Below are 13122 nucleotides of genomic sequence, written 5' to 3' on the forward strand. Positions count from 1 at the left end.
GATCGGCGCGGACGACGCGGTGCCGCACATCGGCCGTCCGCTGTCGAACATGCGGATCTACCTGCTGGACGAGGCGGGCCAGCCGGTGCCGCGCGGAACGGCGGGCGAGGTGTACATCGGCGGGGTGGGGGTGGCGCGCGGCTATCTGAATCGGGAGGAGCTGACGGCCGAACGGTTCGTGCGCGATCCGTTCTGCGGCGAGGACGGCGGCCGGATGTACCGGACCGGCGACCTGGCGCGTTACCTGGCGGACGGACGGCTGGCGTACCTGGGGCGCAACGACGGCCAGGTGAAGATCCGCGGTTTCCGGATCGAGCTGGGCGAGATCGATGCGCGGTTGAACGAGCACGAGCAGGTGCGCGAGGCGGTGGTGCAGGCGCGCGAGAGCGGCGGCGAGAAGCGCCTGGTGGCGTACGTGGTGGCGTCGCAGGAGACGGTGGAAACGGCGTCGCTGGTGTCGGGGCTGCGCGCGCGGTTGGCGGCGGTGCTGCCGGACTACATGGTGCCGTCGGCGTTCGTGCGGCTGGAGTCGTTGCCGCTGACGGCGAACGGCAAACTGGACCGGCGATCGCTGCCGGCGCCGGACGACGAGGCGTATGCGCGCGGCGCGTACGAGGCGCCGCAGGGCGAGATCGAAGGGGCGCTGGCGCAGCTGTGGCGGGAACTGCTGGGAATCGAGCGGGTCGGGCGCCAGGACGATTTCTTCGAGCTGGGCGGGCACTCGCTGCTGGCGCTGCATCTGGTGATGAAGATGCGCCAGGCGTTCGCGTGCGAGATCACGCCGCGCGACATCTACGCCGGCCCGACGCTGGCCGGGATGGCCGAACGGATCCGCGCCATGCGCAGCGAAGAAGCGCGAGCCGACGATTACGCCAATCTGGTCGCGATTCGCGAAGGCGGCACCCAAGCGCCGTTGTATCTGGTCCATCCCGGCGGCGGCGGCATCGACTACGCGCGCCAGTTGGCGCTGGTCATCGATGCGTCGGTGCCGGTCTACGGCCTGGTCGCGACCGGCCTGGCGGCGGGCGAAGAGCCGCTGCGCAGCGTCGCCGAAATGGCGCACCGCTACATCCAGTGCATCCGATACGCGCAGCCGCACGGTCCCTACCGGGTCATGGGCTGGTCGGCGGGCGGCGCGATCTCCTATGAAATCGGCCGCCAACTGGTCGAGGCCGGCGAGCGGGTCGAACTGGTCGGCTTGATCGACGCGTTCTGCAATCTGAAGGATCTCGGGGTGACGGTCAGGGCGTCCTTCGACGACAAGGCCGAACTGCTGGATTTCCTCTCCACCCGGGCCGACGCGGAAACGATGGAAGCGTACGAAGCCTTGGCGAGGGACCTCGACTTCGCCGCCATGGTCGCGAAAATCCGCGAGGCCGGCCTGGTGCCCAAGGACCTGGAGTCCTTGCCCACGATCGACGCTGCCAGCGCTCGGGCGATGCTGTCCACGCGCTACACCATCAACCGCGCGGTGGAAGACTACCGGCCGCTCGGCCTGGACGCTCCGGTCTGGCACTTCGAGGCGATGGACAACGCCGCCCCGGCATCGGCGGGTTGGCGCGAGTGCGTCGGCGAGCGGCTGCGTGTCGTAAGGCTGCCAGGAAACCACTTGTCGATCGTCGAAAGCCAGGACGAGCGGCGCGCGCTCGGCGCGGCGATCTACGAAGTCCTGGCTACCGGCGACTTCGAGAGCGCGGACGATCGCGAGGTGGTGCAGGACGCGGTTTGATCGGATCGGTAAAGAATGCGGAAAAGCACATTGTCGAAAATTCCGGAGGCTCGAAGGTGTTGAACTATTCTTTTTTGTGCGGCGAACGGGGCGGGCCGTTGCTGGTCGAGGGGCAGGGCCCGTTGACGCAGGCGGTCGTGCCCGAGCTGGGCGAATTCAAGGCCCGGCTCGGCGAGCACGGCGCGATCTTGTTCCGCGGCTTCGCGGTGCGCGACGCCGACGACTTCGATGCCTTCGTATCGCAGTGGTCGGCCGACCACCTCAAGTACATGTACCGCTCGACGCCGCGAAGCGAAGTCACCCGGCACGTGGTGACCTCCACCAGCTACCCGGCCAGCCTGGAGATCCCGCTGCACAACGAGAACTCCTATCACCGCACCTGGCCCAGGACGGTCGCGTTCTGCTGCATCGAGGCGGCCGCGCAAGGCGGCGAGACGCCGATCGCGCCGATGGACGCGGTGACCCGGCGGATCGGGCCGCAGCTGACGGAGAAGTTCCAGCGCAAACAGGTGGAGTACGTTCGCCACTATCACGAAGGCATCGACCTGCCTTGGCAAAGCGTGTTCCAGACCGACAGCAGGGACGAGGTGCGCGAGTACTGCGATCAGAACGGCATCGCCTGCGAGTGGCTGGGCGGCAGCCTGTTGCGGACATCGGGGATCGCGCAAGGCGTGGCCACGCATCCGCGGAGCGGAGAAACTGTTTTTTTCAACCAGGCGCACCTGTTCCATGTCTCCAGCCTCGGCGCGGGCCACGCGCAGGCCCTGACCGAGCTGTACGGCGCCGACCGGCTGCCGCGACACGCCCGCTACGGCGACGGCAGCGAGATTCCCGAGGAAGATCTCGGCGCGGTGAGGAGCGCGTTCGCCGAAAGCACCATCGCGTTCCCGTGGCGCAACGGCGACGTGCTGATCCTGGACAACATGGCCTACGCCCATGGCCGGCGGCCGTTCAAGGGCAGCCGCAAGGTGTTGGCGGCATTGATGGACGCGCACGAGTCGTGAGCGCCGCGCCCGACGGCGGCGCAGGTCCGTCCGGAATTGTTTCGTCATTCGATATCGAACAGGAGTAGGCGATCGTGGATTTCGAGAATTTGTTCGACCAGGCGCGCAAGCACCCCGGGGCCGAGGTTTCGGCCAGGAAGGCGGACGGCGATACCTGCACGGTGCCGTCCGCGCAGCTGCTGGACGAGGCGCAGGCGCTGGCGGACCGATTGGCCGCCAGCGGCGTGACGCGCGGGATGCAGATCGGCCTGCAGGCGCAGAACGGCTACGAGTACCTGCTGTGGGATCTCGCCGCGATCCGGCTCGGCGCGGTGCTGCATACCCTGCCCGAAGACCTCCCCGCCGACGCGATCGCGGCCGTGGTCGAGGCGCAGCGCGCGGCGTTGTGGGTGTTCGAGAAGGCCGAGAACTTCGACGGCGTCGGCAACGGCGTGGCGATCGCGGACACCTTGTCGCGCAACGAGTTTCCGGTGGCGGCGGACGCCGCGACGATCGCCGAGGCGGACCTGCACTCGCGGGTGTATTCCTCGGGCAGCTCGGGGCGCTTGAAGGGACTGAACATCAGCCGCAGGGGAACCGAGGGGCTGGTGTCGGACTTCATCGCCGATTTCGCCCTGGCGCCGGCGGATTCGCACCTGATCTTCCTGCCGCTATCGAACTATCAGCAACGGCTCTCGGTCTACGGCTGCCTGTGGGCCGGAGCGTCGTTCAAGGTGGTCCACCACACCGCGATATTCCAGGAGATCGGACGTTACGCGCCGAGCTTCATCGTCGCGCCGCCGGCGATCTACGAAGTCATCTACAACCTGTTCGGCCGCGGCGCGGACGCCGCGGAGAAGCTGCCGGCGTTCTTCGGGGGCAAGATACGCTTCATGATCACCGGCATGGCGCCGATCAGCCGGGAACTGCTGGTCGGGTTCAACCGCCATGGGTTGAACTTGCTGGAAGCCTACGGCGTGACCGAGACCGGCATGATCGCCTGGAACACTCCGGGCCAGAGCCGCATCGGCTCGGTGGGCCGTCCGATCCATCCCGAGCACGTCCATCTGACCGACGAGTCGGAAGTCGTCATCAAGCGGCCGTTCCCGCTCTCCCTGGGCTATTTCGACAGCAGTTCGGAGGACAGCGCGGCGACGTTCAGGGCCGACGGCTCGATAGCCACCGGCGACATGGGCGTCATCGACGCGGACGGCTTCCTCAGCCTGAGCGGCCGCAAGAAGGAAATCATCGTGACCAGCGGCGGATCCAAGTTCCACCCGGAAGAGATCGAGCGCGCGCTGGTGGCCATAGCCGGGGTCAGGCACGCGGTGGTGACCATGTCCGCGGGCGACGGGAAGCTGGTCGCGGTGTTGGTGGTCGACGCTCAAACCGGCCCCGAGGCCATCGTGGCGATAGAGCAGGGCATCCAGGCCATGAACGAAAGCGTCGCGAGCTACAAGCGCATCCACCGCAAGGTCGTCACCACGACCATGCTGACCATCGAGAACGGCATGCTGACACGCAACCTGAAATACGACCGCCGCGGGATCTACCGCCACTTCCAGGCGCAAATCGAATCCGGCGAAGAGGTGGCGGCGTGAGCGCGCCCGCCTCGGCGCAGACGGTCGAAACGCTTTCCGGGTTGGTCCGGAAGGTCGCCGGCGACAACGGTTGCCCGCAGGTCCTGACCGAATCCAGCCGCTTCGTCGACGATATCGGCATGGAATCGATCGGCCGGCTGATGCTGCTGACGATGATCGAGCAGGAGTTTCAGGTCGATCTCGAAAAGCACATGGGCGCCTTGGTCGAATTGCACACGATCGGCGATACCGCGCGCTTCCTCGACTCGTTGAAAGCCCCATGATCGCCGTCGACAAGATCATCGACGGCCATTGCCACCTGGCTTCCAGCCGCTGCATCCCGCGCGGTTTCTTCGAGGGCGTCGCGGCGAACATGGCCGTCCAGATGCGCTCTGCGGGCGCGCCCGTCGACGCGGCCAGGCTCACCCGCATGTTGATCGCCCAGCACGACGATCACGACGCCGACAAGCTGGTCGCCAAGATGGATGAGGCCGGGATCGCCAAGACCGTGCTGCTGGCGCCGGATTTCAGCCACGTGTTCGAGGCCGAATTCTCGTTCGAAGACCTGGCCAGGCAGCACGCGCAGGTCAGGCTGCGCCATCCGGGCCGCTTCCACGTGCTGTTCGGCGTGGATCCGCGTTGGGGCGAAACCGGCTGCGCCTACTTCGAGAAGGCGGTGGACGAGTACGGCTTCGAGGGGCTGAAGATCTATCCGCCTTGCGGCTATTCGCCCAGCGACCGGCGCCTGTTCCCGTTCTACGAAGTGTGCGCCGCGCGCGGTCTGCCGGTGCTGCTGCACACGGGGCCGACGACGCCGACGCTGCGGTTCGAATTCGCCGATCCTTACCTGATCGACGAAGCCGCGCTGCTGTTCCCGGGGGTCAATTTCATCCTCGCCCACGGCGGCGTGAACCTGGTCGAGCAGGCCAAGCTGATGTGCTGCTACCGGCCCAACGTCTATCTGGACTTCTCCGGCTTTCCGGCGGCGATGTCGGCGCACGGATGGCAGGCGCCGCTGCGCGACCTGTTCGCGCAGGGCATCAACCACAAGATCATCTTCGGCACGGACTGGCCGGTGTTCTCCATGAAGGACGACCTGAAGGCGATGATCTCGGGCCTGCTCGCGCCCGAGGGCCCGTTGGCGGGGCTGCCGCCGGCGGCCGTGGCCCGGATCATGGGCGGAACCATCGAGAGCCTGTTGCCGCCGGCGGCGAGCTCGGCCAGCGCCGATGCAGGGCAATCAATCACGAACAAGCAGGCAGGGAGCAAGAGTCAATGACCGTGGAATTCACCTGGCCGACGTCGTTGGACGAGGCAACCGGGCGAGGCATCGTCGCCCTGTACAACGATGCGATCGAATCGACGACCGTGATCGGATACACCAAGCCTCTGGACGAGGAGGCGGACGGACTGATCGACGATCTGCGGCAGTCCCTGGACAAGGGCGACATCGCGCTTTTCGTGATCCGGAAAGAGGCCGAGGTCATCGGCATGGCCATTCTTTCGTCGAGCAGCATGCCGAATTGCCGCCATATCGCCGACCTGTCCAAGGGCATCATCCGCTCCGACCACCAGAAGACCGGGGTGCTGCGCGGCGGTTTCCTCGACATCGCGCGGTACTGCGAGGAAAAGGGCCACGAGCTGATCACCCTGGACGTCCGCGAGAACTCGGTGCCGCACCAGATCTGGTCGGGCCTGGGCTTCGCGGAGTACGGGCGGCTCGACGACTACGCCCGGGTCGACGGCGTCTCCCACCCCGGCGTGTTCATGTGCCAGAAGACGGCGGATCTGAAGGCCCGCCTCAACGGCGCCGCGAAACGCTCTTCGCCGGCGTTCATCGAGAAAGAGGAATTCAAGCGCAGGCTCAGGGACGAGCTGGAGACGAGGATCACCCTGACCCATCCGGTGGTGACGCGGATCGTGGCCGACCAGCCGAACTGGGGGCTGCTGCGGTATATGACGCTGCAGGGCTACCAGCTCACCAAGAACTTCCTCGAATACATCGAGACCCTGTATCACCACTGCCCGCGCAATGTCCACAAGCGCCGCTTGTTGATGAACATGTTCGAGGAGGAGACCGGCCGCTTCTCGCGCACCGACAACCACGTGGTCCTGATGCAGAACTTCATCCGCGCGGTCGGCATCAGCGACGAAGAGCGCGATGCGGCCCAGCCGCTGCCGAGCACCCGGGCCCTGATCGACTACCGGATGAATCTGGTCCGCGATCGGCGCACCTTCCACATGGGCGCCGCCGCCGTGATGATCGCCAGCGAAGGCCAGAATCTGGAGACCACCGCCGGAGAGGCGCGACACGACCTGCTGCCGCGCCTGTACAACCTCACCGAAAAGGACCTGCTGTTCTTCTCCATCCACCAGAAGGAGGATGTCGGGCACGTACAGGAAGGCATCAGCCTGGTGGCGGACATCTGCGACAGCGTCAAGAAGCAGCAAGAGGCGCTTGAAGCGGTGCGGCGAACCTGCGACCTGTTCTATGGCATGTACGACGGCGTCGCCGAAGTGTTTCCGGCGTGATTGGCGGTCACGTTGTCTTCCCCGGCGGGCGTCCGCCGGGAATGCGGATGCAGGGTAAAGGAATGATCGAATGAACGATGATCGCAGCTGCCGTTGGGGCGGCATCCATGTCGAACTGGGCGAAATCCGGCGCCCGGTGGAGTCGATCGCGAATGCGGCCGAACGCTTCAAGGCGCACAAGTTGCCGATGAATCCGGAACTGCTCGACTATGGCGTCTTCCGCCAGAGCGTCGTGGCCCCGCAGGAGAGCGTGGCCCGGGCCATCGCCGGCACCCTGTCCATGACTGGCGCAGCCGCGAAGAGCGTGGACCTGCTCATCGTGGCCACGGCCGATCCGCAGTTCTTGTCCGCCGATCGCGGCTTTTTTCCGGCGCTGCTCGAACGCACCGGCTTGACCAACGCATTGCCGCTGGCGGTGACCGGGCAGGAATGCGCGAGCCTGTTGTCCGCGTTGGATATGGCCATCGGCCACGTCCGGTCCGGCGCGCGCCGCAACGTCCTGGTGGTGTCGCAAGACAGCGCCCGCAGCGACGAGGACCGGATCCAGACGTTCGGCGTCGTCAGCGACGCCTCGGCGGCCTGCCTGGTGTCCGCCGACCTGCCGCTCGAGTTCCTGACCCGCGGGTTCTCGTTGCGCTCGGACCTGGCGGGCATGCGCGGAAACGACGATTTCGCTTCGCGCAAGACGCTGATCGGCGGAGTGTCGCACGACGTGGTCGGCGCGCGCGGCTTGTCGCTGGCGGGCATCGAACGGGTATTCGCCACCAATTTCTTCAGGCCGATTTCCAGCTTCAACGCGTCCAGCACCGGGCTGAGCGGAAATCAGCTGTATACCGGCAGCGCGCGCGAGGTCGGGCATTGCCTGAACGCCGATCCCTTGATGAATCTTTCGCGTTTCCTGGGCGAGCAGCGCGCGCGCGCGGCCCCCGCGCTGTATCTGCTGCAAGCCTTCGCTCCCGGATTCCTTGCCGCGATGCTGATCGAAGATCGCGGCGAACAGGACCGCAGCGCAACCGGAGACCTGGACGTCGAAGCCGTCGTGCACGAATGGTAGGCGCCTGGGACATCGCCGTTATCGATGGACATCAACTGGACCCGAGCTCGCATGAATCCCGAGATCATCCGTAACCACGCCCTGACCTCCAAGACGGCGGTCAGGTTCCTGGATCACTCCGTAACCCAGGGGCGCTGCCTGGACCAGCTGGAACTGCTGGACGAAACGCTGCCTGCATTCCTGCGCGACTATCCCTATCCGTTGAACTCGTGGCCCTGGTTCGTGGGCAGCGAAATGCAACAGACCTTGCGAGACTGCGTCTGCCGGGTGCCCGAACTGGTCTATCGCGCGATTCGCGCCGAGTTCGCCAACGACCGGCAAGGCCTCGCCGCCTTCTATCGGATCCCGCCGATGCTGGCGGATATCTTCATGGAATCGGGCGTGGACATGCGTCAGCTCATGCTGCGCGTGGATGCCATGCTGACATCGCGCGGACTGAAGATACTGGAGATCAACACCGGTCCGGACATCGGCGGCTGGCAGATCCAGTGGCTGGACCGGCAGTACCGCAAGCAGGCGGCCCTGGCGAGCTTCTTCGAGACCGTGGACTGTCACTCCAGGAACATCCCCAAGGAGTACATGAAGCACTTGATCGTCCAGGGCAAGTCGTATCCGGCGGCCGCGAACGGCCGGGTCAATATCCTGATAGTCGTGGGCAAGGAGTCCTTCGAGCTCGGCATGTCGGCTCCGCTCGTGCCGCTCTTTCGCGAGGCCCTGGACGAGTGCGGCGTCGACGGCGAGATACTGATCGAGCGCGACCTCGCCAACGTCCGCTTCGACCGTTCCGGGGTGCACGCGCATGGACGGCGCATCTGCACGGTGGTGCCGTTCCACCGCGGTTCCAGCTTCGAGCTTCCGCTGGAACTGTATCGGGCGTCCCTGGGCGGCACGGTGTACTGGCCCGGCAATCCGCTGGTGCCGGTGATCGGCGACAAGCGCTCCCTGGCGATCGCCCAGAAGCACAAGGACAGCAAGCTGTTCAACGACGAAGAGCGCGACTTGATCGAGCGGTTCGTGCCTTGGTCGGTTCCGGTGGCGCAGCAGACGGTCCGGTTCGACGGTGTCGACAGCGACTTGCGCGAATTGCTGCTGGCCAGGCGCGAAGACTTCGTGGTCAAGGCAGCGCAGGGCAGTTCGGGCACCGATGTGTACGTCGGCAAGTTCCAGACCGACCCGGGCTGGTGCGAGGTCGTCGGCCGCGCTTTCTCGGAAGGCACGTGGTTGGCTCAAGAGTACTGCGCTTCCCTGCCGTTCTACGGCCAGTCCGGCCCCGGCGGTTACGCGGTGCACGACGTGATCTGGGGCCTGTTCGGTTTCGGCGGCGGCTATGGCGGTTGCTGGTTGCGGCTGATGTTGAAGGACAAGGGCAACGGCGTGATCAATTCGGCCATGGGCGCCACCGAAACCATCGTCTACGAAGTGAGCGAGTAACGCAGCGAGTACCCGGATCGTGATGAGCAAGAATCGCTGGATCATGCTGGAACAGCGCCGGCCGCGCGCGGCGGTGAGGCTGTTCTGCTTTCCCTATGCCGGCGCCGGCGCTTCGGCGTTCCGCGACTGGCAGGCGCAACTGCCCGAGCAGATCGAGGTCGTCGGGGTGCAGCTTCCGGGGCGGGAGAACCGCTTCTCCGAGCCGCGTTTCGACCGTCTCGCGGACATGCTCGGGCCGTTGCGGGAAGCCGTCGCCGGGCTGGCGGACAAGCCGTTCTATTTCTTCGGGCACAGCATGGGCGCGTTGATCGCGTTCGAACTGGCCCGGGCGCTGCAGCGCTCGGGCGCGAGGGCGCCGTTTCACCTGGTGGTCTCCGGGATGAGGGCGCCGCAATCGCCGCTGCGCGAAGAGCCGTACCACCTGATGGACGACGATACCCTGCTGCGGAAAATATCCGACTTCAACGGTACGCCCAAGGCGCTGCTGGAGAATCCGGACCTGATGCGGTTCTTCCTGCCGCAGTTGCGCGACGATTTCGCCGTCTTCGAGACTTACCGATATGCCTCGGACGCGCCGGTCCGCTGTCCGTTGACCGCGCTCGGGGGCGATGCCGATCCGAACGTTTCGCTCGCCGACGTCGAGGCCTGGGCCGAGGTCGCCGGAAACGGATTCGAGCGGTTCGTCTTCGAGGGCGATCACTTCTTCCTGCAGCCCAAGGCGCGGGACGTCCTCGATCTACTCGCCGCGATCGGCGCCGACGGCGCCGCCCGCACCACCGCTGTCGGCGCGGCCGCCGTCTGAACGGAGCAAGCACGCATGTTCGTTCCCCGTACCATCCGCAGCTCTTCCGACTGGCTGGACGCCGACGGCGCCAAGATCTACACGATCGCCAAGCACGATGGGCCGGTCGCGCAAGCGCCGTTCCACGAACGCCTGGCGCAGGTGAAGGCGTCTCGTTCCCTGCCTTGGCCGCAGACCGCGCACTTCGCCATTTTCCATGAGGGCACCAGCCCCTATCTGGTCCTGTGCTGGTGGGGCAACGACAACGAGTTGTTCACCTCGGTGTCGGTGCTTACGCAGGAGGGCTGGGCCGAGCGGCCGGACCTCTATTCGTTCTGCCTCTACGACATGGAAGTCATGTGGGAAGAGCGCAACGCCTACATCGACACCGTCGATTGCGCGGATCCGAGCCTGCAATCCTATCGGCTCAGGCGCAGACGGGATCGGCTGGACGCTGCCTGAGCGGCGCTCGCGGGGCTGCGACGTCTTTCGCCGCCGCTGTCCGCAGCGGCGGGCTGCGGGGCGGCTCGGCGGCAAGCAGCGGTGCCGACGCCGGCGGGCCGTGCCGCGCGGCCCGTGGGAACTAGCCCGCAGTAGCGGCCGGCGCCGGATAGGTGTTGGCGTAGATCGACTGAATGGCGCCGTATGCGCCCTTGGACAGATAGCGCTCTGTGGTCATCAGGTAGGTCTTGAGCAACATCTCCGCGCGCGCGCCGGGATTGTCGATCTTGCCTCCGGGGAAGTGGTCGACGAAGTTGGCCACTTCGAGTTCGAGCATGCAGCGCAAGGTTTCCTCATCGATCCCGATTTCCTCGCCGCTGGCCATGTTCTTCATTTTCGAGGTGCCATACAGCAGCGGCCCCAGGCAAGCATGCCTTTCGCATACGCAGAACAGGTAGGCGAGCGCTTCGGCTTTCTCCCCGATCAGCGCGCGGACCCGGCCGCGCAACTCCAGCGGGATGATCTGCTGCTTGAAGGCGCTGGTTCCGTACACGCTGTGGAACAACCCAGCAACGCAGACGGATTCTTCGTTGCCCCAATCGTGCAGGCGCCGATGCACGCCTTCCAGATGTATGTAGAGCGTCCTTCCGGAGTGGGGCGTCGTATCGGCGCCGGCTTCGAAAAGGAACTGCTTGTGCGCTTCGTCGACCGAACTCGTCTTCATCTGCATATCCCAGTCACGTCCGATTGATTTCAGGATAGATGGCGCGCGGGCTCGGGGCCCGACGGGTCTTGCCGGGACGATAGTCCCGCACCGCAGCATCCGTGCGCGGCCGGCGCGGATGTCCGGGCATGGGCGAGACTGCCGCGTCCGAACCATCGCGCGCTTCGCTGCGGCCCTGTCCGCACAGGCCTGCGCAGGCGCCTGGACAGCGTCGCCGGCCGCTGCGTCTTTGCAGCGGCGAGCGCCTTTGCAGTGTACCAATAAGCCGATCGCGCCGGACCGATGCCGGCATGGTCGAGTCGCCGCTCGGGTCGACGCTCGGCGTCCGCGACTGCCGGCGCTTCGCCGCAGCGCAGTCAGAAATCCACGCGCATGCCGGCCAGGGGCAGTTCCTGCGTGCGCACCGTCGCTCGCCCGTCGGGAAGCCGCAGCCGATAGCGGTCGATCAGGTAGGGCAGGCCCTCTGCGGCCAACGCGTCCGGCGCGTCGGCGACCTGGAAATGAAGATGCGGCTCGCGCGCATCTCCGGAGTTTCCGACCCGTGCCAGCGGCTGTCCGCAACGCACGCGGTCCCCCGTTGCGACCCGCAGGCTGTGCGCTTGCAGGTGCGCATAGAACGCGAACTGTCCGTGGCCCAGGTCGATGGCCAATGAATTTCCGGCGATCGTCGCCATCGTCGTCGGCACGGCCGGTTCGAAGCCGGCGCGGGTGCGGGGAACATTGTCCGGAAGGCCGTCCACGGCCGCGACCACCGTGCCGTCGGCGACTGCGATCACATTCTCGCCATACGTGTGGTAGCAACGAACATCGCGCGCATCCCCCAGGAACGACGCGCCGTCCCGGATCTTCTTCCAATCGATCGCGTAGCGCCGGGATATCCGCGCGACGCCGTCGACGACGAACACCCCGGTCCGGTGATGGGAATCGTTGCCGGGGCCGCTGACGGCGGTCCAGCCCGGACCCTCGACGGGCGCGCCGAGCACGCGCAGCGCGGTGCTGCGCGTCGCGATGGCCGGCCCGACGACCGAACGCGCATCCGAGACGATGCGATGGCGCAGCTTCCCGGGAATCCCGACATCGGCGTCCACGGACAGGAACACGAACGCGACTGCGCGCCGGCCGCAGTCGAGGATCCGCCGGGCTTGCGGGTCGCTCTCGCCGTGCGTCGTCCCGATCGTCCGGATATCGAGTTGATGGCGTTGCAGGCAGGCGAACGGCTCGTAGCTATCGGCATCGAGCGCTTCGATCGCGTCGAGCGCAATGGGCCGGTCGCCGAAATTCAGCAGGTGCAGTTCGTAGATCAGATGGTGGCGGCCGAGGCTCGGAAAGACCGTCGGTTCGTATGCCGTGCGTATTTCGAGCTGAGCCGGGGGGAACTCCGGGGCGATGCCGTTGCCTGCCAGCAGGTTGTCCACGCGATGCTCCGGCGAGACGGGGCCGCTCGCGGTCTGGATGAGCGGGACGTCGCGAATCCGGCCGGCTCACCCGCCGAATCGTACCCGAAAGGTCGGCGCGACGGCGTGCGGGCGCGGCGAGCGGCCCCGGACGCGTGGGAGCGGCCGGCGATCGAGGACGCCACGGCCTTCGTCGGGTGCGAGGCCTGGGCGGGACAGGCGCGGTGCGCGCGACCAACGGCAGATGATCGCGCGGCAGCACCACGCGCAACGGCGCGCCGCGTTCGATGCGTTGCAGCGCGCCCATGCGCTTGAACGGCCGCGCCCGTTACGCGCCGAGCGCAGCCCGCAGCGGCGCGGCGTCCTGGCCGAGCAGGCGCGCGTCCTGGGCGACGATGAAATAGGCCACGGCGCTGTCGCGCGGGTCCTGCAGGGCGACGCGGCCGAGAACAGTCTCGCCGCGGCTGCGTAGC

The 13122-nt window shown here is 66.6% G+C and carries 13 protein-coding genes; 11 read left to right on the plus strand and 2 right to left on the minus strand.

The window, feature by feature from the left end:
• The 10 genes from BLV01_RS26260 to BLV01_RS11605 all read left to right on the plus strand — a co-directional run.
• A partial coding sequence (locus tag BLV01_RS26260) for a non-ribosomal peptide synthetase (RefSeq protein WP_091799198.1) occupies nt 1-1729 on the plus strand: 1729 nt, incomplete at its 5' end.
• A gap of 56 nt (nt 1730-1785) precedes the next feature.
• Nucleotides 1786-2733, plus strand: a complete 948-nt coding sequence (locus tag BLV01_RS11565; RefSeq protein WP_091799201.1) for a TauD/TfdA family dioxygenase — start codon at nt 1786-1788, stop codon at nt 2731-2733.
• Nucleotides 2734-2822: 89 nt separating this feature from the next.
• Nucleotides 2823-4313, plus strand: a complete 1491-nt coding sequence (locus BLV01_RS11570; protein WP_175485877.1) for an AMP-binding protein — start codon at nt 2823-2825, stop codon at nt 4311-4313.
• Nucleotides 4310-4576 carry an acyl carrier protein gene (locus tag BLV01_RS11575; protein ID WP_091799207.1) on the plus strand — a complete coding sequence of 89 codons (267 nt, stop codon included), beginning with the start codon at nt 4310-4312 and terminating at the stop codon, nt 4574-4576. Before BLV01_RS11570 ends, BLV01_RS11575 begins: the two co-directional genes overlap by 4 nt.
• Nucleotides 4573-5571 carry an amidohydrolase family protein gene (locus tag BLV01_RS11580; RefSeq protein WP_091799209.1) on the plus strand — a complete coding sequence of 333 codons (999 nt, stop codon included), beginning with the start codon at nt 4573-4575 and terminating at the stop codon, nt 5569-5571. Before BLV01_RS11575 ends, BLV01_RS11580 begins: the two co-directional genes overlap by 4 nt.
• Nucleotides 5568-6824 carry an iron-containing redox enzyme family protein gene (locus BLV01_RS26615; protein ID WP_217633493.1) on the plus strand — a complete coding sequence of 419 codons (1257 nt, stop codon included), beginning with the start codon at nt 5568-5570 and terminating at the stop codon, nt 6822-6824. Before BLV01_RS11580 ends, BLV01_RS26615 begins: the two co-directional genes overlap by 4 nt.
• Before the next feature lie 70 nt (nt 6825-6894).
• Nucleotides 6895-7878 carry a beta-ketoacyl-[acyl-carrier-protein] synthase family protein gene (locus BLV01_RS11590; protein ID WP_091799212.1) on the plus strand — a complete coding sequence of 328 codons (984 nt, stop codon included), beginning with the start codon at nt 6895-6897 and terminating at the stop codon, nt 7876-7878.
• 51 nt (nt 7879-7929) lie between these two features.
• Nucleotides 7930-9309, plus strand: a complete 1380-nt coding sequence (locus BLV01_RS11595) for a hypothetical protein (RefSeq protein WP_091799215.1) — start codon at nt 7930-7932, stop codon at nt 9307-9309.
• Nucleotides 9310-9331: 22 nt separating this feature from the next.
• Nucleotides 9332-10111, plus strand: a complete 780-nt coding sequence (locus tag BLV01_RS11600; protein ID WP_091799218.1) for a thioesterase II family protein — start codon at nt 9332-9334, stop codon at nt 10109-10111.
• A gap of 15 nt (nt 10112-10126) precedes the next feature.
• The gene (locus BLV01_RS11605; RefSeq protein WP_091799221.1) at nt 10127-10552 is read left to right on the plus strand and encodes a hypothetical protein; all 426 of its coding nucleotides are present in this window, start codon (nt 10127-10129) and stop codon (nt 10550-10552) included.
• Nucleotides 10553-10673: 121 nt separating this feature from the next.
• Here BLV01_RS11605 and BLV01_RS11610 read toward each other — a convergent pair whose 3' ends face one another.
• Together BLV01_RS11610 and BLV01_RS11615 are read right to left on the minus strand one after the other, a co-directional pair.
• Nucleotides 10674-11255, minus strand: a complete 582-nt coding sequence (locus tag BLV01_RS11610) for a DUF6817 domain-containing protein (protein ID WP_139178626.1) — start codon at nt 11253-11255, stop codon at nt 10674-10676.
• 356 nt (nt 11256-11611) lie between these two features.
• Entirely contained in the window at nt 11612-12670 is a 1059-nt protein-coding gene (locus BLV01_RS11615; RefSeq protein WP_175485878.1) for a M23 family metallopeptidase, read from the minus strand.
• Between the two features lie 223 nt (nt 12671-12893).
• Here BLV01_RS11615 and BLV01_RS25420 point away from each other — a divergent pair, with 223 nt between their 5' ends.
• Nucleotides 12894-13121 carry a hypothetical protein gene (locus BLV01_RS25420; protein WP_139178627.1) on the plus strand — a complete coding sequence of 76 codons (228 nt, stop codon included), beginning with the start codon at nt 12894-12896 and terminating at the stop codon, nt 13119-13121.
• Nucleotide 13122: the final 1 nt, after the last annotated feature.

It is taken from the genome of Lysobacter sp. yr284, from assembly GCF_900107375.1.
Taxonomy (GTDB): Bacteria; Pseudomonadota; Gammaproteobacteria; order Xanthomonadales; family Xanthomonadaceae; genus Lysobacter.